We start from the raw sequence: 26,144 nt of genomic DNA, 5'->3' as shown, positions 1-26,144 counted from the left end.
ATGGAACGGTACGGTCCCGCCGGATCACACCGGCGACGCGACAGTGACGCGACAGTGGGGAGAGGCGATGGACAGGCCGAAGGTCGTCCTGGGGGTGAGCGGCGGCATTGCCGCGTACAAGGCGTGCGAGCTGCTGCGGCGGCTGACCGAGTCCGGTCACGACGTGCGCGTGGTGCCCACCGCCTCCGCCCTGCGCTTCGTCGGCGAGCCCACCTGGTCGGCGCTGTCCGGCAACCCCGTCTCCCCGCAGGTGTGGGACGACGTCCACGAGGTGCCGCACGTGCGGATCGGGCAGGCCGCCGACCTGGTCGTCGTCGCCCCCGCCACCGCCGACACCCTGGCCCGCGCCGCCCACGGCCTCGCCGACGACCTGCTGACCAACACGCTGCTCACCGCACGCTGTCCGGTCGTCTTCGCGCCCGCCATGCACACCGAGATGTGGGAGAACCCCGCCACCCGGGAGAACGTCGCCACCCTGCGCCGCCGTGGCGCGGTCGTCATCGAGCCCGCGGTGGGCCGCCTGACCGGCGTCGACACCGGCAAGGGGCGGCTGCCCGACCCCGCCGAGATCTTCGAGGTCTGCCGCCGCGTGCTGGCCCGGGGTGCCGAGGGCGGGAGCGCCGACCTCGCCGGGCGGCACGTCGTGGTCAGCGCGGGCGGCACCCGCGAACCGCTGGACCCGGTGCGCTTCCTCGGCAACCGCTCCTCCGGCAAGCAGGGCTACGCCCTCGCCCGGACCGCCGTCGCCCGGGGCGCCCGGGTCACGCTGGTGGCCGCCAACACCGACCTGGCCGACCCGGCGGGCGCCGACGTGGTCCGCGTGGGCACCGCCGTCCAGCTGCGCGAGGCGGTGCTCAAGGCCGCCTCGGACGCGGACGCCGTGGTCATGGCCGCCGCGGTGGCCGACTTCCGGCCCGCCACCTACGCCGCCGGCAAGATCAAGAAGCGGGAGGGCCAGGAGCCCGCCCCCGTCGAGCTGGTCCGCAACCCCGACGTGCTGGCCGAGCTGGCCGCCGACCGCCCCCATGCCGGGCAGGTCGTCGTGGGCTTCGCGGCCGAGACCGACGACGTGCTCGCCAACGGCCGCGCCAAGCTCGCCCGCAAGGGCTGCGACCTGCTGGTCGTCAACGAGGTGGGGGAGCGCAGGACCTTCGGCTCGGAGGAGAACGAGGCCGTGGTGCTCGCCGCCGACGGCACCGAGACGCCCGTGCCGTACGGACCCAAGGAAGCCCTGGCCGACGTGGTGTGGGACCTGGTTGCCCGGCGCTGGTGACCGTTCGGCCGGGGGTGCGGCACGGACCGGAGACATGCGCCGCACGCGGCGCGTGATCGCGCATCGGGTACGGGGCGCGATCACGCATCGGTGCGGCACACCGTCGCCGAATGAGTGCGGCGTGCCGTCGCGCATCGGGTGCGGCGCGCCGTCGCGATCGGGTGCGGCATGCGGCACGCCTGACCGGGCGAATACCCCCGTTTCCGTACGGTGAAAGGCGTATCGTCGTAGTGTTCGAGCGGGAGACGCAGGTCATCGGGTCCATGGAGCCATCCACGGACCGAGACGCGGTGTCCGTCCGCTCGACACGACCGTTAAACTGGCCGTGGTCCGACGGGCGCAGCCCCGCATGCGGACTTCTCCTATCAGCCAGCAGCCGCTGCAACCCCAGGGAGCGATGTGTCTCGCCGCCTGTTCACCTCGGAGTCCGTGACCGAGGGTCACCCCGACAAGATCGCTGACCAGATCAGCGACACCATTCTCGACGCGCTCCTGAAGGAGGACCCGACCTCCCGGGTCGCCGTGGAGACGCTGATCACGACCGGTCTTGTGCACGTCGCCGGAGAGGTGACGACCAAGGGCTACGCCGACGTGGCGACCCTGGTCCGCAACACCATCCTCGGGATCGGGTACGACAGCTCCAAGAAGGGCTTCGACGGCGCCTCCTGTGGTGTGTCGGTGTCCATCGGTTCGCAGTCCCCCGACATCGCGCAGGGTGTCGACACGGCGTACGAGTCCCGGGTCGAGGGCGATGAGGACGAGCTGGACCGGCAGGGCGCGGGCGACCAGGGCCTGATGTTCGGCTACGCGTGCGACGAGACGCCCGAGTTCATGCCGCTGCCGATCACGCTGGCGCACCGGCTGTCCAAGCGGCTCACCGACGTCCGCAAGAACGGCACGATCCCCTACCTGCGTCCCGACGGCAAGACCCAGGTCACCATCGAGTACGACGGCGACAAGGCGGTCCGCCTCGACACCGTGGTCGTCTCCTCGCAGCACGCCTCCGACATCGACCTGGACTCCCTGCTGGCCCCGGACATCCGCGAGTTCGTGGTGGAGCCGGAGCTGAAGGCGCTGCTGGACGAGGGCATCAAGATCGACACCGACGGCTACCGGCTGCTGGTCAACCCGACCGGCCGCTTCGAGATCGGCGGCCCGATGGGCGACGCCGGCCTCACCGGCCGCAAGATCATCATCGACACCTACGGTGGCATGGCCCGCCACGGCGGTGGCGCCTTCTCCGGCAAGGACCCGTCCAAGGTCGACCGTTCGGCCGCCTACGCGATGCGCTGGGTCGCCAAGAACGTGGTCGCCGCGGGCCTCGCCTCCCGCTGCGAGGTGCAGGTCGCGTACGCGATCGGCAAGGCCGAGCCGGTCGGCCTGTTCGTGGAGACCTTCGGCACCGCCAAGGCGGACGTCGAGAAGATCGAGCAGGCCATCTCCCAGGTCTTCGACCTGCGCCCGGCCGCCATCATCCGCGACCTGGACCTGCTGCGCCCGATCTACGCCCAGACCTCCGCGTACGGCCACTTCGGCCGCGAACTCCCCGACTTCACCTGGGAGCGCACCGACCGCGTCGACGCCCTGCGCGCGGCAGCGGGGCTGTAGGGGGCGCGCCCGCACCACGCACCACCTTCCGGGGCCCGGACGGCGACCAGCCGTCCGGGCCCCGGGCGTTCCCCGGAACGGCTCCCCACGCGCCCGTTACTGTCCGACCCCTCTGGTAGGAATGGCGTTGTGAGCAGCGAGGACGACGAAGCGCCGGGTGCCCCGGGGGCGGGGGCCGGGGGGGAGCAGCTCGCGCTCATCCGGGAAGAGGTGCGCAAGGCCAAGCAGCCGCGGGCCAAGCCGCGCAGCTGGCGGGGGGTGGCGCTGGCGCCTGAGCTGCCGGTGGCCCGGGTGCTGGTCGACAAGGGGCTGCTCCACCTCGACCAGTACTTCGACTACGCCGTGCCCGAGGCGATGGACGAGCAGGCGCAGCCGGGCGTGCGGGTGCGGGTGCGGTTCGGGGCGCGGGTGGTCAAGGGGCGCCGGGAGGGCGGTGAGCTGCACGACGGCTTCGTGATCGAGCGGTTGCCGTCCAGCGACTACCCGGGCCCGCTCGCCCCGCTCGCCCAAGTGCTGTCCCCTGAGCCGGTGTTGGGGACCGCGCTGCTGCGGCTGTGCCGGGCGGTGGCCGACCGCTACGCCGGGGCGCTCGCCGACGTCGTGCAACTGGCGGTGCCACCGCGCCGGGTCCGGCCGGAGAACGCGGCGCCCGGCGAGCCGCCGCCCGTTCCCGCGCCGCCCGCGCCCGGCGGCTGGACGCGGTACCCCACCGGCCCCGGCTACCTGGAGGCCCTGGCCGGGGGCGGGTCGCCGCGCGCGGTGTGGACCGCGCTGCCCGGGCCGGGCTGGCCCGACGAGCTGGCCCGCGCGATGGCCGCCACCCTCGCATCGGGCCGTGGCGCGCTCGCCGTGCTGCCGGATGGCCGGGCGGTCGCCCGGGCCGACGCCGCCCTGACCGCGTTGCTGGGGGAGGGCCACCACGTCGTGCTCACCGCGGACAGCGGCCCCGAGGAGCGCTACCGCCGCTGGCTCGCCGTCAACCGCGGCACCGTGCGCGCCGTCGTCGGCACCCGCGCCGCCGTCTTCGCCCCCGTCCGCGACCTCGGACTCGCCGCGCTGTGGGACGACGGCGACTCCAGCCACGCCGAACCGCACGCCCCGCAGCCGCACGCCCGTGACGTGCTGCTGCTGCGCGCCGCCGACGAGGGCGCCGGATTCCTGCTCGGCGGCCACGCGATGACCGTCGAGGGCGCCCAACTGCTGGAGCGCCGCTGGGCCGCGCCCCTGACCGCCGACCGTGAACGGGTCCGCGAGGCCGCGCCGTTGATCCGGACGGTGGGCGACGGCGACCAGGCACGGGACGCCGCCGCGCGCGCGGCCCGGCTGCCGTCGCTGGCCTGGCAGGTCACCCGCGACGCCCTCCAGCACGGGCCGGTGCTGGTGCAGGTGCCCCGGCGCGGCTACGTGCCCCGGCTGGCCTGCGAGCGCTGCCGGGAACCCGCGCGCTGCGCGCACTGCGCCGGACCGCTGGAGCTGGCGGACGCGCCGCGCGAGGGCGGCGGCACGTTGCACTGCGGCTGGTGCGGCAGGCCCGAGGCGGCCTGGAACTGCGGGAGTTGCGGCGGTACGCGGCTGCGCGCGCAGGTGGTCGGCGCCCGGCGCACCGCCGACGAACTCGGCCGCGCCTTCCCCGCCGTCCCGGTGCGCACCTCCGGGCGGGACGCGGTCCTCACCCGGGTGCCGGACCGGCCCGCCCTGGTGATCTCCACGCCGGGCGCCGAACCGGTGGCGGACGGCCCCGGATACGCGGCGGCGCTGCTGCTCGACGGCTGGGCGCTGCTGGGCCGTCCCGACCTGCGGGCCGGTGAGGAGGCGCTGCGCCGCTGGCTGCTGGCCTCCGCGCTCGTCCGGCCCGGGCACGAAGGCGGCACCGTGGTGGCGCTCGCCGAGCCCACGCTGCGGCCGGTGCAGGCCCTGGTGCGCTGGGACCCGGCCGGGCACGCGGCGCGCGAACTCGCCGACCGGGCCGAGCTGGGCTTCCCCCCGGTCTCCCGGATGGCCTCGCTGACCGGGCTCCCCGCCGCGGTGGCGGACCTGCTGGAGACCGCGGAACTGCCGGACGACACGGACGTGTTGGGCCCGGTGCCGCTGCCCGAGGCGCCGCCCGGCAGGCCCCGGCGGGCCGGCGACCCGCCGCCGGGGGAGCGGTGGGACCGGGTACTGCTGCGGGTGCGCCCGGGCAACGGGGGCGCGCTGGCGGCGGCGCTGAAGACGGCCCAGATCGCGCGCACGGCCCGCCGGCAGACGGATCCGGTGCGGGTACGGATCGACCCGCCCGACATCGGGTGACGCGGCGGACGCGCGGTTGTCAGCGGTTGTCAGCAGTTGTCGGTGGTTGTCATCGGGGGGCGCGCACCCGGCGCTCGCGTCCGCTCCGGCGCCCGACCTGTCGGCGTGGCGGGCGGCGGTGCGGAACGCGGCGCGTGCGGGGGTGGATCGTTCGGGCGCGGGCCGGACCCGGTCCTGTCAGCCGTCGTGCGGCCTGTCGGCTCGCGTCAGCCGTTGCGCGGCCCCGGCAGCGCCCCGGGGAAGGCGTCGTCGCGCACTCCCGGCGCGGGCTGCGGTCCCATCGGCATCGTGCGGGCCGCCGGGACCGTGCCGCGCGGCGCCTCCTCCTGCGCCCCCGGCGCGGTGGCCCGGCGCGTCCCGTAACGCCGGTGCACCGCCTGCTTCGTCACACCGAGGGCGGAGCCCACCGCGTCCCACGAGAAGCCGAGCGACCGGTCGAAGTCGACGGCGGCGGTCACCAGGGTCTCGACGCTGTCCCGCAGTTCCTGGGCCAGGCGGACGGTCGGCGCGGGGGCGCGCCCGTAGACGACGAATCCCGCGGCAGGCCCGCTGCGCCTGGGGCGATACACATTGCCCAGTTGCGCGGTGAGGGTACGCAGTGCGTCCACCTGCCGGCGGACCCGCTCGATGTCCCGCACCAGCAGGTGCAGGCTGGCCCGTGCCTGGGCGTCGTGGGTTGCGTGGTCGGCCATGAACAAGCCTCTCGAACCGGCGATGCTGTGAGTGTGTACGGAAACCTGAGGGTCCAGGAGACGACGGGCCGCCGGGCGACCCGTCCGGTCAATCTCTCTTGACCAACGCGCCAGCCGCCCGTGGGGTCACGCACCAGGGGCGTACCGGGGCGGCCAGGAGGCGCGCACGGCTTCGTACGCCCCCGGGACGAGCCGGTCGTGACCGGTGGGCGGGGAACGCGCTGTTCGAGCCCCTGGACGGCTCGCCCGCGCCCCTGGACACGCCGGGCGGGACATAGACTTGGGCCGATTCTCCGTTCCCTCGTTCCTCCGTTCCTTCCGTGCCGTCGCCCGTCGACAGGAGTCCGCCCGTGTCCGTCCTGCCGATCCGGCTGTTCGGCGATCCGGTGCTGCGCATGAAGGCCCAGCCGGTGACCGTCTTCGACAAGGAACTGCGCACCCTCGTCAAGGACCTCACCGACACCATGGTCGACGCCCCCGGCGCCGGTCTCGCCGCGCCCCAACTCGGGGTGTCGCTGAGGGTGTTCACCTACCGGGTCAACGGCGAGCTGGGCCACCTGGTCAACCCGGACCTCACCCTCACCGACGAGGAGCAGGACGGCCCCGAGGGCTGCCTGTCGCTGCCGGGCCTGCGCTACGACTGCAAGCGCGCCCACGGCGTGGTCGCCCGGGGCTTCACCATGTACGGCGACCCGGTCGTCGTCGAGGGCACCGAACTGCTGGCCCGCTGCGTCCAGCACGAGACCGACCACCTCGACGGCATCATCTTCATCGACCGCCTCGACCCCGAGCAGCGCGAGGCCGCGCTGCGGGCGATACGCGAGGCGGAATGGGCGGGCGAGGCACCGCTCCAGGTCAAGGACTCCCCGCACAGCACCTTCGGACGAGCCCTGTGAGACCGCTGGTCGCCGCCCCAGCTCCCCGCCCGGTTCCCTGACCGTCCGACCTGCCGACCCCCGCCGACTGCCCGGCTCGCCAATCCACCGTTCCCGAAAGGCATCCCACCCACGATGAGGCTCGTCTTCGCCGGTACCCCCGAGGTCGCCGTTCCCGCCCTGGACGCGCTGCTGGCGTCCGACCGGCACGAGGTCGCCGCGGTGGTCACCCGGCCCGACGCGCCCGCCGGGCGGGGCCGCAGGCTGGTGGCGAGTCCGGTGGCCCAGCGGGCCGAGGAGGCCGGGATCGAGGTGCTCAAGCCGGGCCGCCCGAAGGAGGAGGACTTCCTCGCCCGGCTGCGCGAGATCGCCCCGGACTGCTGCCCGGTCGTCGCCTACGGCGCCCTGCTGCCCAAGGCGGCGCTGGAGATCCCCGCGCGCGGCTGGGTCAACCTGCACTTCTCGCTGCTGCCCGCCTGGCGCGGCGCGGCCCCCGTTCAGCACGCGGTGCTGGCCGGTGACGAGGTGACCGGCGCGGCGACCTTCCTCATCGAACAGGACCTGGACTCCGGCCCGGTCTACGGGGTCACCACCGAGACGGTGCGTCCCCGCGACACCAGCGGCGACCTGCTGGAACGGCTCTCGCACAGCGGCGCGGGACTCCTGGTGGCCACGATGGACGGCATCGAGGACGGCAGCCTGGTCGCCCGCCCCCAGCCCGCCGACGGCATCACCCTCGCCCCGAAGATCACGGTGGACGACGCCCGGGTCGACTGGGAGGCCCCCGCGCTGCGCGTCGACCGGGTGGTGCGCGGCTGCACCCCGGCGCCCGGTGCCTGGACGCTGTTGCACGGCGAACGCCTCAAGCTCGCCCCCGTCACCCTCGCCGCCGACCGGGCGGACCTGGGCCTCGCCCCCGGTGAGCTGGCCGTGGGCAAGAACGCGGTGCACGTCGGCACCGGCTCGCACCCCGTCGAGCTGACCGAAGTCCAGCCGCAGGGCAAGAAGCGCATGCGCGCGGCGGACTGGGCCCGCGGGGTCCGGCTGGCCTCCGGTGATCGCCTGGGGGAGTGACGCCGTACGCTGGTGGCGCAGGGCGGCCGCACGACGCGAGGCGGCTCGCGCCACCGCCGATCCTCTTCCGGAGCACCTTTCCTTGAACGACCACCCCCGCCGCCGTCCGCAGGCCAGGCCGCACGGCACGCCGCAGCGCAAGCCCTACCGCAAGCCCGCGCCCGACCCGGTCCGCAAGCTCGCCTACGACGCGCTGCGCGCGGTGGACGAGCGGGACGCGTACGCCAACCTCGTGCTGCCCGCGCTGCTGCGGGACGCCGAGCGCGCCGGGGACTTCGACCGCCGGGACGCGGCGCTCGCCACCGAACTCGTCTACGGCACCCTGCGCCGCCAGGGCACCTACGACGCGGTGATCGCCTCCTGCGTCGACCGTCCGCTGGGCGAGGTCGACCCGCCGGTCCTCGACGTGCTGACCCTCGGCGCGCACCAGTTGCTGGGCACCCGCATCCCGCCGCACGCCGCGGTCTCCGCCACCGTCGAGCTGGCCCGCGCGGTCGTCGGCGACGGGCGCTCCCGCTTCGTCAACGCGGTGCTGCGCAAGATCGCCGCCGATGACCTCGACGGCTGGCTGGACCGGGTGGCGCCGCCGTACGACGAGGACCCCGAGGAACACCTCGCGGTCGTCCACTCGCACCCCCGCTGGGTGGTCTCCGCGCTGTGGGACGCGCTCGGCGGCGGCAGGCAGGGCATCGAGGACCTGCTCGCGGCCGACAACGAGCGCCCCGAGGTGACGCTCGTGGCCCGTCCAGGACGCTGCGCCCCCGCCGAACTCGCCGCCGAGGTGGGCGAGGAGGCGGAGCCGGGCCGCTGGTCGCCGTACGCGCTGCGGATGGCGGACGGCGGCGACCCGGCCGCGCTGGAGGCGGTACGCGACGGCCGCGCCGGAGTCCAGGACGAGGGCAGTCAGCTGGTCGCCCTCGCGCTGGCCGGCGCGCCGCTGGAGGGCCCCGACCGGCTCTGGCTGGACGGCTGCGCCGGTCCCGGTGGCAAGGCGGCGCTGCTCGCGGCGCTGGCGGCGCAGCGCGGCGCGGCCCTGGTCGCCGCCGAGAAGCAGCCGCACCGCGCCCGGCTGGTCGCCCGCGCGCTGGACGGCAACCCGGGCCCGTACCAGGTCGTCACCGCCGACGGCACGCGTCCGGCCTGGCGGGAGGGCGCGTTCGACCGGGTGCTGGTGGACGTGCCGTGCACCGGGCTCGGCGCGCTGCGGCGCAGGCCCGAGGCGCGCTGGCGGCGGCGCCCGCAGGACGTGCCGGGGTTCGCGCCGCTCCAGCGGGAGCTGCTGCGTTCCGCGCTGCGGTCGGTCCGCGTCGGCGGGGTGGTCGGCTACGCGACCTGCTCGCCGCACCCGGCCGAGACCCGGGCCGTGGTGGACGACGTGCTGGCCCGGCCCGGCGCGGACATCACCGCCGAGTTCCTCGACGCCCGCCCCACGATGGACGGCGTGCCGGAGCTGGGTGACGGCCCGGACGTGCAGTTGTGGCCGCATCTGCACGGCACCGACGCGATGTACCTGGCGCTGCTGCGGCGCACCGCGTGACCGGCGGGGGCGGCGCCCATCCCGCCGCCCCCGTTTCCTCGGCGGGGCGTTCGACCCGCCATACTGGGCGCATGCGCGCGCAGATCAACCCGAGCATCCTGTCCGCCGACTTCGCCCGGCTCGCCGAGGAGGCGGAGGCCGTCTCCGGGGCCGACTGGCTCCACGTCGACGTGATGGACAACCACTTCGTGCCCAACCTGACGCTCGGCGTGCCCGTCGTGGAGTCGCTGCGCAAGGCCACCGGCACCCCGCTCGACTGCCACCTGATGATCGAGGACCCGGACCGCTGGGCCCCGCAATACGTGGAGGCGGGCGCCGGATCCGTCACCTTCCACGCCGAGGCGGCGGCCGCGCCGGTGAAGCTGGCCCGGGAGATCCGCGCGAAGGGCGCGCGTGCGGCGATGGCCCTGCGCCCGGCCACCCCGATCGAGCCGTACGAGGACCTGCTGCCGGAGCTCGACATGCTTCTGGTGATGACGGTCGAGCCGGGCTTCGGCGGCCAGTCCTTCCTCGACATCATGCTCCCCAAGATCCGCCGCACCCGGCAGCTGATCGCCAAGCACGGACTGGACCTGTGGCTCCAGGTGGACGGCGGCGTCTCGCAGTCCACCATCGAGCGCTGCGCCGAGGCCGGGGCGGACGTCTTCGTGGCCGGATCCGCCGTCTACGGAGCCGGTGATCCGGCCGAGGCGGTGCGCGGGCTGCGCGCCCAGGCGGAGTCCGCGGCGGCCTCGGCCCCCTGGGCCTGCGGTCACTGAACCCTCGCTGAACAGCGGACGGCGCACGGGGGCACAGCCGGGTAAGCGGGCTCGCGGGCCCGAGCCGGGGAGGCGCCGTTCCCGTATGTTGAGGAGGGCGGCGGAGCGAAAGACCGGGAAGTAGTCATCGTCGTACCGGTCAGGACGCCGCGTAATCTGCAAGAATGAGCGTGTTGGCAATCAGATGAGCCCCCTGTGCCCGCAGGGGGACCCCCAGGGGAGGGTGACGTGACCACTGGCCGCTCACCGGTCCGCATGGGCCCCGCCGAGATGGTGCAGGCGGCAGCGATGGCCCGCCGGTTCTATCTGGAAGGCAAGTCCAAGATCCAGATCGCCGAGGAGTTCGGCGTCAGCCGCTTCAAGGTGGCCCGGGTCCTGGAATCGGCGCTGGAGCGTGATCTGGTCCGCATCGAGATCCGCGTCCCCGCCGAACTCGACGCCGAGCGTTCCGACGCGCTGCGCGCCCGCTACGGGCTGAGACACGCCGTCGTGGTGGAGTCCCCCGCCGACCAGGACCAGGACTCCCCGGACCCGGAGAACCTCGGCGCGGTCGCCGCCGGACTGCTCGGCGAGCTGGTCACCGAGGGCGACGTGCTGGGGCTGGCCTGGGGCCGTTCCATCATCACCATGGCGAACGCGCTGGACCGCCTCCCGCCGTGCACCGTCGTGCAGTTGACCGGCGTGTACGACGCCGGGACCGCGGAACGCGGCTCGGTCGAGGCGGTGCGCCGGGCCGCCGCCGTCTCCGGCGGGGAGGCACACCCGTTGTACGCGCCGATGGTGCTGCCCGACGCGGCGACCGCCGCCGCGCTGCGCCAGCAGACCGGGATCGCCGCGGCCATGGGCTACTTCGACAAGGTCACCGTCGCGGTGGTCTCCATCGGCTCGTGGGAACCGCGGGTCTCGACGGTGTACGACGCGCTGTCCGACGCCGAGCGCAAGCACTACGCGGACCTGGGCGTGGCCGCCGAGATGTCCTCCCACCTCTTCGACGCCGAGGGCCGCCGCGTCGGCCGCGACCTGCGCGAGCGCTGCATCACCGTGGACGCCGACCGGCTGCGCGCGGTGCCCGAGGTGGTCGCCATCGCGGGTGGCATCCGCAAGGCCAACGCGGTCGGCGCGGTGCTGCGCTCCGGCCTGGTCACCAGCCTGGTCACCGACACCGCGGCCGCCGACCACCTGCTCGACCAGCAGTCCCCGGGCTCCCGTCCGGCCCTGGACCGCGCGGACCCGGGCGAGGCCTAGGACCCCGTGCCGACCTGACAGGGCTTCAAAAGGCTTGCCGCGTGAGGTGGTTGACGGGGCGTCAGTCAGTTTGCCGGCGGGTGCACCGGCCGTCAGTCCGCGATGCCCGGGGCTCCCCACACCGGGAACCAGCGGCTCAGGTCGTCCTCCACCCGCAGGTCGTTGGCGACCATCGCCTTGATCTGCAACTCCAGCGCGTTGTCCCGCTTCTCGCCCGGGCGTGGCGCGAACGGGTAGAACGTGCCGCGCTTGTAGAGGTAGACCAGCGCCAGCGACTGCCCCTCGGCGTTGCGGAATCCCACCAGCGAACACAGCAACTGCGGGCCGAAGCCGCCGTCCTGGAGGATGGTGTTGACCGCGTGCAGGTCGTTGACGAGGCCCGCCACGTCGTCCGGGGTGTGCCGGGAGAGCAGCCAGGTGTAGTGGTAGTCGTCCTGGTGGAACTCCACCGGGATCCCGCCGGTCTCCACGTCCGCGTCCAGCAGCCCCTGCACCTCCTCCCGGGCCTGGGCGAAGGCGCCGCCCTCGACGGCCGCGAAACACACCGAGCCCTCACCGGTGGGCTGGAACCCGGCGGCGGCCTGGAGGGTCACCGCGGCCGAGGGCAGTCCGAAGAGCTGGTCGAGGTCGGGACGTACCGGCTTGCTGCGACCGAGCAGGGTGTCGAGGAATCCCACGGGCGGTAGCTCCTTGGCGAACGAGGGGGACGGCGAGACGGGGAAGGGCGGGAGGGACCGCGGAAGCGGCGGGGCGGTCGGCCGCCGGGCGAAGGCGCCCAGGGCGCCGGTGCCACGACGACGCCGGCACGCCCCGGCCCGGGTACCCCAGGACCCGGGCCGCGAGGCGGTGGACCGGGGCTCAGGCCTCGTTCAGTTCGGTGGAGATCCGGCCCAGCTGCTCCAGGCGCTGCTCCAGCGTCGGGTGGGTGGACAGCAGGTTGGACAGGCTCTCCTTGGAGGCGATGGCCGGCGCGAAGTAGAAGGCGTTGAACGGCTCCGCCTTGCGCAGGTCCTCCGTCGGGATGCGGGCCATCGTGCCGCTCACCTTGGTCAGCGCCGAGGCCAGCGCGGACGGGCGGCCGGTCAGCTGGGCGGCCGAGCGGTCGGCGGACAGCTCGCGGTACCGCGACAGCATCCGGGTCAGCAGGAAGCTGATCGCGTAGACCACCGCGCTGACCAGTGGGATCAGCAGGGCGACGATGGCCGCGTTCTGGTTGTTGCCCCGGGAGCGGAAGCCGCCCCACAGACCGATGCGGGTGATGATCCCGGCCAGCACGCCGAGGAACGAGGCGATCGTCATGACCGCGACGTCCTTGTGCGCCACGTGGGACAGCTCGTGGGCGAGCACGCCCTCCAGCTCCTCCGGCTCCAGCCGGCGCAGCAGGCCGGTGGTGGCGCAGACGATGGCCTTGTCGGCGTTGCGGCCGGTGGCGAAGGCGTTGGGCACGTCGCTGTCGGCGACCGCGACCCGCGGCTTGGGCATGTCGGCCAGCGCGCAGAGCCGGTCGACGACGCCGTGCAGCTGCGGGAACTCCTCAGGAGTGACCTCCCGGGCGCCCATGCTGAACGCGGCGATCTTGTCGCTGAACCAGAACTGCGCGATGAACAGGCCGCCCGCGATGATCAGGATGATCGGCCAGGCGCCGCGCAGCAGCGCGAGGAGCGCGCCCACGAAGACCACGTAGAGCAGGCCGATGAGAAACATGGTGACGACCATGCGACTGGACAGCCCCCGGTCCGGGGCAAAGCGCGTGCGGTTCATATCCCCTCCCGGGGTCCGAGGGCCCGGCCGGTCACGTCTGGCCGGAGGACGCCTGCTTCGATTGTCTCTCCGTCGTGACCGTACAAGCCCCGAGCGGCCCCAGGACACTGCCCGGAACCGCGTCCCGGAACACTGTCTCGGATCATGCCCCAACAACGTTCCGGCGATCCGGGAGGTTCCTCCAAGCAGGGATTTCCCCCCTCCCGTGCAAAAATGAAGTACGTGCGCTTTCTCAATGATGCTCAGCCCCCGTACGACCTGACCTACGACGACGTCTTCATGGTCCCCAGCCGTTCCGCGGTGGGGTCCCGGCAGGCGGTGGACCTGTCGTCGCCGGACGGTACGGGCACCACCATTCCGCTCGTCGTCGCCAACATGACCGCGATCGCCGGGCGGAGGATGGCCGAGACGGTGGCCCGCCGCGGCGGCCTGGTCGTCATCCCGCAGGACATCCCCATCGAGGTGGTGACCGAGGTCATCTCCTGGGTGAAGCAGCGCCACCTGGTGCTGGACACCCCCATCGTGCTCGCCCCGAACAACACCGTCGCCGACGCCATCGCGCTGCTGCCCAAGCGGGCGCACGGCGCGGGCGTGGTGGTGGCCGACGGCCGCCCGGTCGGCGTGGTCACCGAGACGGACCTGTCCGGGGTGGACCGCTTCACCCAGCTCGGCGAGATCATGTCCAGGGACCTGCTCCTGCTGGACGCGGACATCGACCCGCGCGAGGCGTTCAACCGCCTGGAGGACGCCCACCGCAAGCTCGCCCCCGCGGTGGACGCCGACGGCCGCCTGGTCGGCATCCTCACCCGCAAGGCCGCCCTGCGCGCCACCCTGTACTCCCCGGCCGTCGACGCCGACGGCCGCCTGCGCGTCGCCGCCGCGGTCGGCATCAACGGCGACGTCGCGGGCAAGGCCAAGCAGCTGCTCGACGCGGGCGTGGACACGCTCGTCATCGACACCGCGCACGGCCACCAGGAGTCGATGATCTCCGCCATCAGGGCGGTGCGCGGCCTCGACCCGCGGGTGCCGATCGTGGCGGGCAACATCGTGGCCGCCGAGGGCGTGCGCGACCTGATCGAGGCGGGCGCCGACATCATCAAGGTGGGCGTCGGCCCCGGCGCGATGTGCACCACCCGGATGATGACCGGCGTGGGCCGCCCGCAGTTCTCCGCGGTGCTGGAGTGCGCCGCCGAGGCACGCAAGTACGGCAAGCACGTGTGGGCGGACGGCGGCGTGCGCCATCCGCGCGACGTGGCGATGGCGCTGGCCGCGGGCGCGTCCAACGTGATGATCGGCTCGTGGTTCGCCGGCACCTACGAGTCGCCCGGCGACCTCCAGCAGGACGCCAACGGGCGGCTGTACAAGGAGAGCTTCGGCATGGCCTCGGCCCGCGCCGTGCGCAACCGCACCAGCGACGAGTCCGGATACGACCGGGCCCGCAAGGCGCTGTTCGAGGAGGGCATCTCCACCTCGCGGATGTTCCTCGACCCGGCCCGCCCGGGGGTGGAGGACCTGATCGACTCGATCATCGCGGGCGTGCGCAGCTCCTGCACCTACGCGGGCGCCGGATCGCTGGCCGAGTTCCACGAGCGGTCCGTGGTCGGCGTGCAGAGCGCCTCCGGCTATGCCGAGGGCAAGCCGCTGCACAGCAGCTGGTCGTAAGGCAGCAGAGGGTGTCCGCCCTCTGAGACGCAGGCCACAACCTCATACGGGCAGGGAACCGCAGGTACCGTTTAGCATAGGTACCTGCGGTTCCGCATGAGTATGCAGACCGCGTCCGCATCCCGATGGAGGTCAGTGGTGAATACCGGCACGCGGCCGGCGAAGCAGGCGACGGCACCCGCCGCACCGGCCCGCGCGGGCCTGGGCGCCGCGCTGGCCCGCCGCAAGCCCGTCGAGCGGCTGGTCGCCGAGGGCGGCACCGGCACCGGTGGCACGCTGCGGCGCTCGCTGGGCATGTGGCAGCTCACCATGATCAGCATCGGCGCCACCCTCGGCACCGGCATCTTCGTGGTGCTCGGCGAGGCGGTCCCCAAGGCCGGGCCCGCCGTCGTGATCTCCTTCGTCATCGCGGGCTTCACCGCGCTGTTCTCCGCCCTGTCCTACGCGGAACTGGCCGGCACCATCCCGGTCGCCGGATCCTCCTACTCCTACGCGTACGCCACCCTCGGCGAGCTGGTCGCCTGGATCTGCGGCTGGTGCCTGATCCTGGAGTACGGCGTCTCGGTCGCCGCGGTCGCGGTCGGCTGGGGCCAGTACCTCAACGAACTGCTGCACGGCACCCTCGGCGTCACCCTGCCCGCCGCGCTGTCCGCCCCGCCGGGCGGCGGCGGCATCGTCAACGTCCCCGCGCTGCTGGTCGTGCTGCTCGCCATGGGCTTCCTGCTCGGCGGCGCCAAGGAGAGCGCCCGGGCCAACACCGTCATGGTCGCGGTGAAGATCGTCTCCCTGCTGCTGTTCTGCGCGGTCGCCTTCACCGGCATCAAGTCCGGCAACTACGCGCCCTTCATGCCGCTGGGCGTCGGCGGGGTCAGCGCGGCGGGCGCCACCCTGTTCTTCTCCTACATCGGCTTCGACGCCGCCTCCACGGCCGGTGAGGAGGCGAAGAACCCGCAGCGCGACCTGCCGCGCGCCATCATGCTCTCGCTGCTGATCGTCACCGTGCTGTACTGCCTGGTCGCGCTCGTCGCGGTCGGCGCGATGCCGTGGAAGGCGTTCGGCGACGTCGACGCCACGCTCTCCACGATCATGCAGCAGGTCACGGGACAGGGCTTCTGGGCCGTGCTGCTGGCCCTCGGTGCGGTCGTCGCGATCGCCAGCGTCGTGCTGACCGTGCTGTACGGGCAGACCCGCATCCTGTTCGCGATGTCCCGCGACGGCCTGATGCCCAAGGTCTTCTCCACCGTCCACGCCCGCACCGGCGTGCCGCGCGCCAACACCGTGATCGTCTCGCTGTTCTGCGGGGTGCTGGCCGCCGTCGTGCCGCTCGGCCAGCTCGCCGACGCGACCAGCATCGGCACTCTGTTCGCGTTCGCGCTGGTCAACCTCGCCGTGCTGGTGCTGCGCCGCAGGCGGCCTGAGCTGAAGCGGTCGTTCCGCACGCCGTTCAGCCCGGTCACGCCGCTGATCGGCTTCGGGCTGTGCCTGTGGATGATGACGAGCCTGGAGTTCACCACCTGGATGGTGTTCTGCGGATGGATGGCCGTGGGCCTCGTGATCTACTTCGCCTACGGGCTGCGCCGCTCCCGGCTCGCCCGCCCCGAACCGGAGAAGTGAACCGCCCGCCGTGTCCCTGAACGATCTCGACGAACGCATCGTGCACGCCCTCGCCGAGGACGCCCGCCGCTCCTACGCGGACATCGGCGCCGAGGTCGGGCTGTCCGCCCCCGCCGTCAAACGCCGCGTCGACCGGCTGCTGGCCACCGGCGCGATCACCGGCTTCACCGTCCGCGTCGACCCCGCCGCGCTCGGCTGGGAGACGGAGGCGTTCGTCGAGATCTACTGCCGCCACAAGACCTCGCCCGAGGCGATCAAGCGCGGCCTGGAGCGCTACCCGGAGGTGGCGGCCGCGTCCACGGTGACCGGCGAGGCCGACGCCGTGGTGCAGATCTACGCCGAGGACGTGCGGCACTTCGAACGCGTCCTGGAACGGATCGCGGGCGAGCCCTTCGTCGAGCGCACCAAGTCCGTCCTGGTCCTGTCCCCGCTGCTGCGCAGGTACGGCGCGGGCGCGCCCGCGTAACCGCTTCGTCGGGCTGTCGACAGCTCGCGTTCCGCCCGCGCGCAACGAATCGCCGCTCCAGTGGGTGAAGACGCAACGAATCGCCCGTCCACGCGCAACGGGACGGCCTTGTTGGCGTCCGGTGCGCGCCCGTACCGTCGTATCGATCCCGCTCCACCGACCGGCATTCGACATGACGAGGTTCCATGACGCCGCCGCTGCGCATCGCGCTGTACCAGGGCCCCGCGGGCGTTCCGGCGTCCGCCGCCGACAGCCTCGCCGCGCTGGACGACGCCGCCCGCCGTGCCGCCGCCGGGGGAGCCGGACTGCTGGTCACCGCCGAGATGTACCTCACCGGCTACGCGATCGGCGACGCGGTGGCCGACCGCGCCGAGACCGCCGACGGCCCCTCCGCCCACCGGGTCCGCGAGATCGCCGCCGCGCACCGGATCGCCATCGCCCACGGCTACCCCGAGCGCGCGGGCGACGCGGTCTTCAACTCGGTGCGGCTGACCGGCCCGGACGGTGCCGTCCTCGCCGACTACCGCAAGACCCACCTGTTCGGCGACTTCGAGGCCGCCCACTTCACCGCGGGCGACACCGCCGTCGTCCAGGCCGACCTCGGCGGGCTCATCGTGGGCCTGCTGATCTGCTACGACGTCGAGTTCCCCGAGACCGTGCGGGCGCACGCGCTGGCCGGCACCGACCTGCTGGTCGTGCCCACCGCCCTGATGCGTCCCTTCGAGTTCGTCCCCCAGACCCTCGTCCCGGCCCGCGCGTACGAAAGCCAGCTGTACGTGGCCTACGCCAACCGCTGCGGCGCCGAGGGCGAGTTCCACTTCACCGGGCTCAGCTGCCTCGCCGGTCCCGATGGCGTCGTACGGGCGCGTGCCGGGACCGGGGAGGACCTGGTCCTCGCCGACGTCGACCCGGCCCTGCTCGCCGCCTCCCGCGAGGAACTGCCCTACCTGCTCGACCGCCGCCCGGAGCTGTACGGGCCGCTCACCTGAGCCCCTGGCCGGAGTCCCGCCGCCCGGTCCCGGTCCGCCGCCGCGCCTTCACGTACCGCCCGCTCCAAGGAGAACCACGCCCATGACCTCCACCGTGCCCACCGCCGTCCACGACGAGCAGGAGCAGCCCGTGGCCCGGCCGGTCACCATGTTCGGCCCGGACTTCCCCTACGCCTACGACGACTACCTGGCCCACCCGGCCGGGCTCGGCTCCGTCCCGGCGACCGAGCACGGCACCGAGGTGGCGGTCATCGGCGGCGGCCTGTCCGGCATCGTCGCCGCGTACGAGCTGATGAAGATGGGCCTCAAGCCCGTCGTCTACGAGGCCGACCGGATCGGCGGACGGCTGCGCACCGAGGGCTTCGACGGCTGCGACGAGAGCCTGACCGCCGAGATGGGCGCGATGCGCTTCCCGCCGTGCTCGACCGCGTTCCAGCACTACGTGGACCGGGTGGGCCTGACCACCAAGGCGTTCCCCAACCCGCTGGCGCCCGAGACCCCCTCGACGGTCGTCGACCTCAAGGGCGAGTCGCACTACGCCCGCACCCTGGACGACCTGCCCGCGGTCTACCACCAGGTGATGGACGCCTGGAACGCCTGCCTGGAGGACGGCGCCCGCTTCTCCGAGATGCAGCGCGCCATCCGTGAGCGCGACGTGGCCACGATCCGCGAGATCTGGGCGGAGCTGGTCGACCGGCTCGACAACCAGACCTTCTACGGCTTCCTGTGCGACTCCCCGTCCTTCAAGAGCTTCCGCCACCGGGAGATCTTCGGCCAGGTCGGCTTCGGCACCGGCGGCTGGGACACCGACTTCCCCAACTCCATCCTGGAGATCCTGCGCGTCGTCTACACCGGCGCGGACGACGACCACCGCGGCATCGTCGGCGGCAGCCAGCAACTGCCGCTGCGGCTGTGGGAGGAGGAACCCGCCAAGCTGGTGCACTGGGCGCCCGGCACCTCGCTCGCCTCGCTGCACGGCGGCACCCCGCGCCCGGCGGTGACCCGGCTGCACCGCACCGCGGGCAACCGCACCACCGTCACCGACGCCTCCGGCGACATCCGCTCGTACAAGGCGGTCGTGTTCACCGCGCAGAGCTGGATGCTGCTGTCGAAGATCGACTGCGACGACGCGCTCTTCCCGATCGACCACTGGACGGCCATCGAGCGCACCCACTACATGGAGTCCTCCAAGCTCTTCGTGCCCGTGGACCGGCCGTTCTGGCTGGACCCGGACCCGGAGACCGGGCGCGACACCATGAGCATGACGCTCACCGACCGCATGACCCGCGGCACCTACCTGCTGGACGACGGCCCGGACAAGCCCGCCGTGATCTGCCTGTCGTACACGTGGTGCGACGACAGCCTCAAGTGGCTGCCGCTGAGCCCCAACGAGCGGCTGGAGGTCATGCTCAAGTCGCTCGGCGAGATCTATCCCAAGGTCGACATCCGCAAGCACGTCATCGGCAACCCGGTCACCATCTCCTGGGAGGACGAGCCCTACTTCATGGGCGCGTTCAAGGCCAATCTGCCGGGCCACTACCGCTACCAGCGGCGGCTGTTCACCCACTTCATGCAGGACCGGCTGCCGCAGGACAAGCGCGGCATCTTCCTCGCCGGCGACGACATCTCCTGGACCGCGGGCTGGGCCGAGGGCGCCGTGCAGACCGCGCTCAACGCCGTGTGGGGCGTCATGCACCACCTCGGCGGCGCCACCGACCCGTCCAACCCCGGCCCCGGCGACGTCTACGACGAGATCGCCCCGGTCGAACTCCCGGAGGACTGACGGGAGATCGGATACGGCAGCCGCCCGGGGACGACCGGCCCCCGGTCCGGTCCGTACGGCAACGGGGTCAGCAGGCAGCGGCCCACCAGGCCCACGCCCGCGTCCAGACGCCGCGCGAACTCCTCGTACACCACGGGGAGTTCGCGCAGCCGCCACAGCAGGCCCGCCGTCGACCAGGCCGCGTCCCTGGCCCGCTCCAGGCTCCACGAGCCCAGCAGATGGGTCAGCGGATCGGCCAGCTCCAGCAGGTCAGGCCCCGGCATCAGCTCCTCGCGGACCCGCTCCTCGATCGCCTCCAGCACGTCGCCGACCCGCTCGAAGTCGGTCTCCAGCGCGGGCGGTTCGACCCCGAGCGCCACGCAGGTGTCCAGCACCGCGAGCGGCAGGTCGTGCCCCACGTGGGCGTTGATCCCGGCCAGCGCGAACTGCGTCGGGCGGACGTCGCGGTGGTGGCGCAGCCGGAACAGCGGGCGCCAGCAGTCGGGCGGACGGCTCCCGGCCTCCTCCGCCTCGACGGCCAGCAGATAGCGCGCCGCGAACCGGGCGCCAAGCTCGGCGGTGCGGCCCGGGTGCGGGAAGAAGCCGCTTCCCAGGCGCCCGTTCAGCTCGCGCGTCACCGACAGGTACACCGCGTTGAACACCGCGACCCCGTCGTGCGGGGGTAGTCGCGCCGACAGCGCGGTCATCCGCGCCACCACGGCGTCCACGGAAGTCATGGCGCAAGACTGGCAGCGCCGGGGTACCCCGCCACGACGACGCGACGCCGCGTCCCCACAACGAGCGATCCGCGCCGGACGATCCGCGATCCGCGCCGGACGACGAGCGATCCGCGCCGGGCCCGACGCGGGGCCGTCAGCCCTCGGCCGGGCCCTCGTCGTACCCGGACGTGCCCTCGTCCAGCAGTGGTTCGCCGACGGGCCGCTTCATGTGGGCCGGGGCCAGGAGCCGCAGGCCGTGGTAGCCGACGAGGACGACGATCGTGCCCAGCGCGATGCCGCTCAGCTCGAAGTCGCCGCTGATGCGCAGGCCCACCCCGCCGATGCCGATGATGACGCCCGCCGCGACCGGCACCAGGTGCAGCGGATTGCGCAGGTCCACCCGGTTGTGCGTCCAGATCTGCGCGCCCAGCAGGCCGATCATGCCGTAGAGGATCACCGTGATGCCGCCGAGCACGCCGCCGGGGACCGCCGCGACGATCGCGCCGAACTTCGGGCACAGGCCGAACAGCAGGGCGAAGCACGCGGCCGCCCAGTAGGCGGCGGTGGAGTAGACGCGGGTCGCCGCCATCACCCCGATGTTCTCGGAGTACGTCGTGGTCGCGGGGCCCCCGAACGAGGTGGAGAGCACCGTCGCCGCGCCGTCCGCCGCGATCGCCGTGCCCAGGCTGTCGTCCAGCGGATCGCCGGTCATCTCGCCGACGGCCTTGACGTGGCCCGCGTTCTCCGCGATGAGCGCGATCACCACCGGCAGCGCCACCAGCACCGCCGACCAGTGGAAGGCGGGCCCGTGCAGCGGCGGCAGCCCGACCCAGTGCGCCCTGCCCACGCCCGACAGGTCCAGCCGCCAGTGGGACGTCACGTGGCCCGAGCCGTCCACCGAGTGGATGCGGCCGAAGACGCGGTCGAAGAGCCAGGAGATCGCGTAGCCGAAGACCAGCCCGAGGAAGATCGCGATACGCGACCAGAAGCCGCGCAGCCCGATGATGGCCAGCGCGGTCACCAGCATGGTCAGCAGCGCCGTCCACTGGTCCTGCGGCCAGTACGTGGTCGCCGTCACCGGCGCCAGGTTGAAGCCGATCAGCATGACCACCGCGCCGGTCACCACCGGGGGCATCACCGCGTGGACGACCCGGGCGCCGAACCGCCGCACCGCGAGACCCGCCGCGAACAGCACCGCTCCGACCACCAGGATCGCGCCGGTCACCGCCGCCGTGCCGCCGCCCTGGGCGCGGATGACCGCCGCCACCCCGACGAACGACAGGCTGGAGCCGAGGTAGCTGGGCACCCGGCCGCGCGTCGCCAGCAGGAAGATCATCGTCGCGACGCCCGACATCATGATCGCCAGGTTCGGGTTGAGTCCCATCAGGACCGGCGCCACGAACGACGCCCCGAACATCGCCACCACGTGCTGGGCGCCCAGGCCCACCGTGCGGGGCCAGCTCAGCCGCTCGTCGGGTCTGACGACCGCGCCGGGGGCGGGGGTGCGCCCGTCGCCGTGGAGGGTCCAGCGCACGCCCAGGCCCATTCGTGGTGCTCCGTGTCCTTCGTCGGTCGGTGTCGGCGGCCCTCCCGCGGGGACGATCCGGATCTTCGCGGGATGAACCGCCCGACATCGTAGTTCGGCGCTCCGCGACGGCCGTCGACCGGCCCGCGCCTCGCGGGCCCGGCGCGCCGCGCTGGAGTCCGGCCGGGGCGCGCCGGGACAAGCGCCGAAACATCCTGACTTGTCGTGCTCATGTGACCCAGGCCACAAGGGTCCGGCCGCATGGGTTGCGCCGTCCGTGGCAGACTGAAGACGTACCAGTGACGTTTGGCGCACTCCGGGGTCGGTGAAAGTCCGAACCGGCGGTTACAGTCCGCGACCCGTCCGCTGCCAGCGGCCGGTTGACCAGGTGAAATTCCTGGACCGACGGTTAAAGTCCGGATGGGAGGCAGTGCGCGGCGGGACCTCACGGGTACGCCGCCCCGAGCGGTCGTCGCCACCGGCTCCCCGCCGTACGCGACGTTCCTCGGCCGTCCCGGCGTTCCCCGTGCGAAGCGTCCCGTGGCATTCCCCTATCGCCCCGGAGTCCGTGCCCGAAGAGGCAGGAGGACCCGGTGGCCACCCCCGAGGAAACCGACGCGATGCGGCGCGCGATCGCGCTCGCCGCCCGCGGCCTCGGCTCCACCAGCCCCAACCCGGTCGTCGGCTGCGTCGTCCTCGACGTCAACGGCCGGGTCGTCGGCGAGGGATGGCACCGCCGGGCCGGGGGACCGCACGCCGAGATCCACGCGCTGCGCGAGGCGGGCGAGCGGGCCCGCGGCGGCACCGCCGTCGTCACCCTGGAGCCCTGCAACCACACCGGCCGCACCGGCCCGTGCGCCCAGGCGCTCGTCGACGCCGGGATCGCCCGCGTCGTGCACGCCGTCAGTGACCCCAACCCCTCGGCCGCGGGCGGCGCCGCCACCCTGCGCGCCGCCGGGATCGACACCGAAAGCGGGCTGCTCGAGGCCGAGTCCGCGCGCGGCAACGAGGCGTGGCTGACCGCGATCCGCCTCGGCCGCCCCTTCGTGCACTGGAAGTACGCCGCCACGCTGGACGGCAGGAGCGCCGCCGCCGACGGCACCAGCCGCTGGATCACCTCGGGACCGGCCCGCGCCGACGTCCACCGGCTGCGCGCCGAGTCCGACGCCGTGCTCGTCGGCTCCGGCACCCTGCGCGCCGACGACCCGCAGCTCGCCGTACGCGGCCTGGACGGCGACGTCACCCAGCCGCTGCGCGTCGTCCTCGACACCCACGCCACCGTCGCGCCCGCCGCCCGCGTGCTGGACGACGCCGCGCCCACCCTGATCGCGGTCGCCGACGACACCGACGCCGACCACCTGAAGGGACGGGCCGACGTCGTACGGCTGCCCAGAGCCGCGAGCGGACGCGGGCTGGACGTGCCCGCGCTGCTGGCCGCGCTGTACGAACGCGGCGTGCGCTCGGTGCTGCTGGAAGGCGGCCCCACCCTCGCCGGTGCCTTCGTCGCGGCGGACGCCGTCGACAAGGTCACCGGCTATCTCGCCCCCGCCCTGCTCGGCGCGGGACCCGCGGTCCTCGCCGACGCCGGAATCACCACCATCGCGCGGGCGTTGCGGCTCGACGTGGCCGCCACCGCCACGCTCGGCCCCGATCTGCGCGTCACCGCGTATCCCCGCCGCACTGAGGAGAACTGAGTGTTCACCGGAATCGTCGAAGAGCTGGGTGAGGTCACCGCCGTCGAGAACCTCGGTGACTCCTGCCGGTTCACCCTGCGCGGCCCGCTGGTGACCGAGGACGCCGAGCACGGCGACTCGATCGCCGTCAACGGGGTCTGCCTCACCGTGGTCGACACCGCCGACGGCGCCTTCACCGCCGACGTGATGGCCGAGACCCTCAAGCGCTCCAGCCTCGGCGCGCTGGACGTCGGCACCCGGGTCAACCTGGAGCGGCCGATGGCGCTCGGCGGCAGGCTCGGCGGCCACCTCGTCCAGGGCCACGTGGACGGCACCGGCACCGTGCTGGAGCGCGTCCCCGGCGAGCACTGGGAGATCGTCAAGGTCGGCCTGCCGCAGGAGCTTTCGCGGTACGTGGTCGAGAAGGGCTCCATCACGGTCGACGGCATCAGCCTCACCGTCGTGGACGCCGCCGACGACTACTTCACCGTCAGCCTCATCCCGACCACCCTCGCGCTCACCACCCTCGGCATCAAGCAGCCCGGCGACCCGGTCAACCTGGAGGTCGACGTGCTCGCCAAGTACGTCGAGCGGCTGCTCGGCGACCGCGCGCCCGGCGCCGGAGCGCCCGCCCCGCTGACCCCCGGGACGGAGGCCGGGCGGTGAGTTCCCTCGACTCGCTCAACAGCGTCGCGTTCTCCGTCTTCGGCGAACACGTCAAGTGGGCCGACATGACCGGCAACCTGCTGGGCCTGGCCGGGCTCGCGCTCGGCTGGCGCCGCGCGCTGCTGGCCTGGCCGGTCCAACTCCTGTCCGGCGCCGTGCTGGTGATCGCCTACTGGTCGGCCCACCTGACCGGCGGCGTCGGCAAACAGCTGCTCGTCGTCGTGGTCGCCGCCTGGGGCTGGATCCAGTGGCGCCGCGGCCGGCGCGAGTCCGGACAGGTCGAGGTGCGCTTCGCCACCTGGCGCGAACGCGGCTGGCTGGTCGGCGGCACGGCGGTCGGCACCCTCGCCGTCGTCGGGCTGTTCACCCTCTTCCCGTCGCTGTCGTGGAATCCCTGGCCGGACGCGTACATCTTCGTCGGCACCCTCGCCGCGATGGTCGCCATGGCCCGCGGCTGGGTCGAGTTCTGGTTCGCCTGGCTCGCCGTCGACCTGGTCGGCGTGCCGCTCGCCTGGAGCAGCGACCTGAAGTTCTCCGCCCTGGTCTACGTCATCTACTTCGTCCTGGTCCTGCTCGGCCTGCGGGCCTGGTGGCTGCGGACCCGAACCTCCCGCCCGGACGCGGGAGCCCTGGAAGGAGCGCCGGCATGACGACCGCGCCGACCTGGTACGACCCCGAGGACTCAAGGGGCGACGGCACCCCGCTGCTCGACTCCGTGGAGCAGGCCGTCGCCGACATCGCCGCCGGCCGCCCGGTCGTCGTGGTGGACGACGAGAACCGGGAGAACGAGGGCGACCTGATCTTCGCCGCCGAACTCGCCACCCCCGAACTGGTCGCCTTCATGATGACCGAGTGCCGCGGCCTGATCTGCGCCCCGATGGAGGCCGACACGCTGGAGCGGCTCGACCTGCCGCAGATGGTCGCCCGCAACACCGAGTCGATGACCACCGCCTTCACCGTCAGCGTCGACGCCGCCCCCGCGCGTGGCACCAGCACCGGCATCTCCGCCGCCGACCGCGCGCTGACCCTGCGGATGCTCGCCGACCCGGCGAGCGCCCCCGGCGACTTCGTGCGCCCCGGCCACGTCTTCCCGCTGCGCGCCCGCCCCGGCGGTGTCCTCACCCGCAACGGGCACACCGAGGCCGGTGTCGACCTCGCCCGGCTCGCCGGACTGCGCCCGGCCGCCGCGATCTGCGAGATCGCCAACGAGGACGGCACCATGGCGCGGCTGCCCGAACTCGTCCCGTTCGCCCGCAAGCACGGCCTGACGATCATCTCCATCGAGGACCTGATCGCCTACCGCGAGACCAGCGAGCCGACGGTGCGCCGCGAGGCCGTCACCCGGCTGCCCACCGCCTTCGGCGACTTCCGCGCCTACGGCTACCGCAGCACGGTGGACGGCGTGGAGCACATCGCGCTCGCCACCGGGGACATCGGCGACGGCGAGGACGTGCTGGTGCGGGTGCACTCCGAGTGCCTGACCGGCGACGTCTTCGGCTCGCTGCGCTGCGACTGCGGCCCGCAGTTGCAGGCGTCGCTGGAACGCGTGGCCACCGAGGGCCGCGGTGTGGTGATCTACCTGCGCGGGCACGAGGGCCGCGGCATCGGCCTGCTGCACAAGCTGCGCGCGTACGAACTCCAGGAACGCGGGCGCGACACGCTCGACGCCAACCTGGAACTCGGCCTGCCCGCCGACTCGCGCGACTACGGCGCAGGGGCGCGCATCCTCGCCGACCTCGGGGTGCGCTCGGTGCGGCTGATGACCAACAACCCCGACAAGGTGGACGCCCTGGTCCGGCACGGACTGCGGGTGGAGGGCCGCGAGCCGATGCCGGTCCAGGCCGGTGAGCACAACCTGCGCTACCTGCGCACCAAGCGGGACCGCATGGGCCACGACCTGCCCTGGCTGGACGGCGGCCCCACGGGCGCCTGCGGCAACCAGTGACCGGTACGACA

Annotated in this window: 22 protein-coding genes and 1 riboswitch; of the genes, 17 read left to right on the top strand and 5 right to left on the bottom strand. The window is 73.4% G+C overall.

Going from position 1 to position 26,144, the window contains the following annotated elements; genetic code table 11:
• Positions 1–67 precede the first annotated feature (67 nt).
• From coaBC to K7472_RS05280, 3 genes are all read left to right on the top strand, one after another.
• Positions 68–1,273: a bifunctional phosphopantothenoylcysteine decarboxylase/phosphopantothenate--cysteine ligase CoaBC gene (gene coaBC, locus K7472_RS05290; RefSeq protein WP_222974498.1), complete on the top strand. Its 1,206-nt coding sequence runs from the start codon at positions 68–70 to the stop codon at positions 1,271–1,273.
• A gap of 399 nt (positions 1,274–1,672) precedes the next feature.
• Complete coding sequence (metK, locus tag K7472_RS05285) at positions 1,673–2,881, top strand: methionine adenosyltransferase (RefSeq protein WP_222974495.1); 1,209 nt, start codon at positions 1,673–1,675, stop codon at positions 2,879–2,881.
• 129 nt (positions 2,882–3,010) lie between these two features.
• Entirely contained in the window at positions 3,011–5,170 is a 2,160-nt protein-coding gene (locus K7472_RS05280) for a primosomal protein N' (RefSeq protein ID WP_222974493.1), read from the top strand.
• A 206-nt stretch (positions 5,171–5,376) separates the two neighbouring features.
• Here K7472_RS05280 and K7472_RS05275 read toward each other — a convergent pair whose 3' ends face one another.
• Entirely contained in the window at positions 5,377–5,862 is a 486-nt protein-coding gene (locus tag K7472_RS05275) for a hypothetical protein (protein ID WP_222974491.1), read from the bottom strand.
• Between the two features lie 350 nt (positions 5,863–6,212).
• Between K7472_RS05275 and def the strand changes: the two genes are divergently transcribed.
• The 5 genes from def to K7472_RS05250 all read left to right on the top strand — a co-directional run bounded on the left by def (position 6,213) and on the right by K7472_RS05250 (position 11,351).
• Positions 6,213–6,758 carry a peptide deformylase gene (gene def / locus K7472_RS05270; RefSeq protein ID WP_222974489.1) on the top strand — a complete coding sequence of 182 codons (546 nt, stop codon included), beginning with the start codon at positions 6,213–6,215 and terminating at the stop codon, positions 6,756–6,758.
• A 114-nt stretch (positions 6,759–6,872) separates the two neighbouring features.
• Positions 6,873–7,811, top strand: coding sequence for a methionyl-tRNA formyltransferase (fmt, locus tag K7472_RS05265; protein WP_222974487.1), 939 nt, complete (start codon positions 6,873–6,875; stop codon positions 7,809–7,811).
• 82 nt (positions 7,812–7,893) lie between these two features.
• Positions 7,894–9,348 (top strand): RsmB/NOP family class I SAM-dependent RNA methyltransferase, encoded by a 1,455-nt coding sequence (locus tag K7472_RS05260; RefSeq protein WP_222974485.1) that lies wholly within the window; start codon positions 7,894–7,896, stop codon positions 9,346–9,348.
• A gap of 71 nt (positions 9,349–9,419) precedes the next feature.
• A complete protein-coding gene (gene rpe / locus K7472_RS05255) occupies positions 9,420–10,106 on the top strand; it encodes a ribulose-phosphate 3-epimerase (RefSeq protein WP_222974483.1) in 687 nt (228 codons plus the stop codon).
• Between the two features lie 255 nt (positions 10,107–10,361).
• The gene (locus K7472_RS05250) at positions 10,362–11,351 is read left to right on the top strand and encodes a sugar-binding transcriptional regulator (protein WP_222975221.1); all 990 of its coding nucleotides are present in this window, start codon (positions 10,362–10,364) and stop codon (positions 11,349–11,351) included.
• A gap of 92 nt (positions 11,352–11,443) precedes the next feature.
• Here K7472_RS05250 and pspAB read toward each other — a convergent pair whose 3' ends face one another.
• Together pspAB and htpX are read right to left on the bottom strand one after the other, a co-directional pair.
• Complete coding sequence (pspAB, locus tag K7472_RS05245) at positions 11,444–12,028, bottom strand: PspA-associated protein PspAB (protein ID WP_222974481.1); 585 nt, start codon at positions 12,026–12,028, stop codon at positions 11,444–11,446.
• Between the two features lie 181 nt (positions 12,029–12,209).
• On the bottom strand, positions 12,210–13,112 hold the full coding sequence (gene htpX / locus K7472_RS05240; RefSeq protein ID WP_222974479.1) for a zinc metalloprotease HtpX: 903 nt from the start codon (positions 13,110–13,112) through the stop codon (positions 12,210–12,212).
• A gap of 213 nt (positions 13,113–13,325) precedes the next feature.
• On the opposite strand from htpX, the gene K7472_RS05235 reads away from it, so the two are divergent.
• The 5 genes from K7472_RS05235 to K7472_RS05215 all read left to right on the top strand — a co-directional run bounded on the left by K7472_RS05235 (position 13,326) and on the right by K7472_RS05215 (position 19,626).
• Positions 13,326–14,774 carry a GuaB1 family IMP dehydrogenase-related protein gene (locus tag K7472_RS05235; protein WP_222974476.1) on the top strand — a complete coding sequence of 483 codons (1,449 nt, stop codon included), beginning with the start codon at positions 13,326–13,328 and terminating at the stop codon, positions 14,772–14,774.
• Positions 14,775–14,912: 138 nt separating this feature from the next.
• Positions 14,913–16,388: an amino acid permease gene (locus K7472_RS05230; RefSeq protein WP_372457920.1), complete on the top strand. Its 1,476-nt coding sequence runs from the start codon at positions 14,913–14,915 to the stop codon at positions 16,386–16,388.
• Positions 16,389–16,398: 10 nt separating this feature from the next.
• Positions 16,399–16,854 (top strand): Lrp/AsnC family transcriptional regulator, encoded by a 456-nt coding sequence (locus K7472_RS05225; protein ID WP_109454190.1) that lies wholly within the window; start codon positions 16,399–16,401, stop codon positions 16,852–16,854.
• A gap of 185 nt (positions 16,855–17,039) precedes the next feature.
• Entirely contained in the window at positions 17,040–17,843 is an 804-nt protein-coding gene (locus tag K7472_RS05220; protein ID WP_222974473.1) for a carbon-nitrogen hydrolase family protein, read from the top strand.
• An 82-nt stretch (positions 17,844–17,925) separates the two neighbouring features.
• Complete coding sequence (locus K7472_RS05215) at positions 17,926–19,626, top strand: flavin monoamine oxidase family protein (RefSeq protein WP_222974460.1); 1,701 nt, start codon at positions 17,926–17,928, stop codon at positions 19,624–19,626.
• Here the strand turns inward: K7472_RS05215 and K7472_RS05210 are convergent.
• Together K7472_RS05210 and K7472_RS05205 are read right to left on the bottom strand one after the other, a co-directional pair.
• Entirely contained in the window at positions 19,587–20,342 is a 756-nt protein-coding gene (locus K7472_RS05210) for a DUF5995 family protein (RefSeq protein WP_222974458.1), read from the bottom strand. The genes K7472_RS05215 and K7472_RS05210 overlap by 40 nt on opposite strands.
• Before the next feature lie 136 nt (positions 20,343–20,478).
• On the bottom strand, positions 20,479–21,870 hold the full coding sequence (locus tag K7472_RS05205) for a uracil-xanthine permease family protein (RefSeq protein ID WP_222974456.1): 1,392 nt from the start codon (positions 21,868–21,870) through the stop codon (positions 20,479–20,481).
• A gap of 286 nt (positions 21,871–22,156) precedes the next feature.
• Positions 22,157–22,287: riboswitch (FMN riboswitch) on the top strand.
• 155 nt (positions 22,288–22,442) lie between these two features.
• Between K7472_RS05205 and ribD the strand changes: the two genes are divergently transcribed.
• Genes ribD through K7472_RS05185 form a run of 4 tightly spaced genes read left to right on the top strand, consistent with a single transcriptional unit; the run spans position 22,443 to position 26,133 of the window.
• Entirely contained in the window at positions 22,443–23,543 is a 1,101-nt protein-coding gene (gene ribD, locus K7472_RS05200; protein ID WP_308013779.1) for a bifunctional diaminohydroxyphosphoribosylaminopyrimidine deaminase/5-amino-6-(5-phosphoribosylamino)uracil reductase RibD, read from the top strand.
• On the top strand, positions 23,544–24,188 hold the full coding sequence (locus K7472_RS05195) for a riboflavin synthase (RefSeq protein WP_222974454.1): 645 nt from the start codon (positions 23,544–23,546) through the stop codon (positions 24,186–24,188). It begins immediately after the preceding gene.
• On the top strand, positions 24,185–24,838 hold the full coding sequence (locus tag K7472_RS05190) for a nicotinamide mononucleotide transporter family protein (protein WP_222974452.1): 654 nt from the start codon (positions 24,185–24,187) through the stop codon (positions 24,836–24,838). Before K7472_RS05195 ends, K7472_RS05190 begins: the two co-directional genes overlap by 4 nt.
• Positions 24,835–26,133, top strand: coding sequence for a bifunctional 3,4-dihydroxy-2-butanone-4-phosphate synthase/GTP cyclohydrolase II (locus tag K7472_RS05185; protein WP_222974450.1), 1,299 nt, complete (start codon positions 24,835–24,837; stop codon positions 26,131–26,133). The genes K7472_RS05190 and K7472_RS05185 overlap by 4 nt, the downstream gene beginning before the upstream one ends.
• Positions 26,134–26,144 lie beyond the last annotated feature (11 nt).

The sequence above is a fragment of the Streptantibioticus parmotrematis genome, from assembly GCF_019890615.1.
GTDB classification, from domain to species: domain Bacteria; phylum Actinomycetota; class Actinomycetes; order Streptomycetales; family Streptomycetaceae; genus Streptantibioticus_D; species Streptantibioticus_D parmotrematis.
The sequence above is the reverse complement of the archived record's forward strand: the minus strand, read 5'-3'. Positions and strand labels throughout refer to the sequence as shown.

What these genes read in the sequence shown, in the direction of transcription:
- K7472_RS05220 (WP_222974473.1), top strand. Translation starts at nt 17,040, where the DNA reads ATGACGCCGCCGCTGCGCATCGCGCTGTACCAGGGCCCCGCGGGCGTT.
- K7472_RS05215 (WP_222974460.1), top strand. Translation starts at nt 17,926, where the DNA reads ATGACCTCCACCGTGCCCACCGCCGTCCACGACGAGCAGGAGCAGCCC.
- K7472_RS05185 (WP_222974450.1), top strand. Translation starts at nt 24,835, where the DNA reads ATGACGACCGCGCCGACCTGGTACGACCCCGAGGACTCAAGGGGCGAC.
- rpe (WP_222974483.1), top strand. Translation starts at nt 9,420, where the DNA reads ATGCGCGCGCAGATCAACCCGAGCATCCTGTCCGCCGACTTCGCCCGG.
- K7472_RS05235 (WP_222974476.1), top strand. Translation starts at nt 13,326, where the DNA reads ATGAAGTACGTGCGCTTTCTCAATGATGCTCAGCCCCCGTACGACCTG.
- K7472_RS05210 (WP_222974458.1), bottom strand. Translation starts at nt 20,342, where the DNA reads ATGACTTCCGTGGACGCCGTGGTGGCGCGGATGACCGCGCTGTCGGCG.
- K7472_RS05250 (WP_222975221.1), top strand. Translation starts at nt 10,362, where the DNA reads ATGGGCCCCGCCGAGATGGTGCAGGCGGCAGCGATGGCCCGCCGGTTC.
- coaBC (WP_222974498.1), top strand. Translation starts at nt 68, where the DNA reads ATGGACAGGCCGAAGGTCGTCCTGGGGGTGAGCGGCGGCATTGCCGCG.
- K7472_RS05205 (WP_222974456.1), bottom strand. Translation starts at nt 21,870, where the DNA reads ATGGGCCTGGGCGTGCGCTGGACCCTCCACGGCGACGGGCGCACCCCC.
- fmt (WP_222974487.1), top strand. Translation starts at nt 6,873, where the DNA reads ATGAGGCTCGTCTTCGCCGGTACCCCCGAGGTCGCCGTTCCCGCCCTG.
- K7472_RS05275 (WP_222974491.1), bottom strand. Translation starts at nt 5,862, where the DNA reads ATGGCCGACCACGCAACCCACGACGCCCAGGCACGGGCCAGCCTGCAC.
- htpX (WP_222974479.1), bottom strand. Translation starts at nt 13,112, where the DNA reads ATGAACCGCACGCGCTTTGCCCCGGACCGGGGGCTGTCCAGTCGCATG.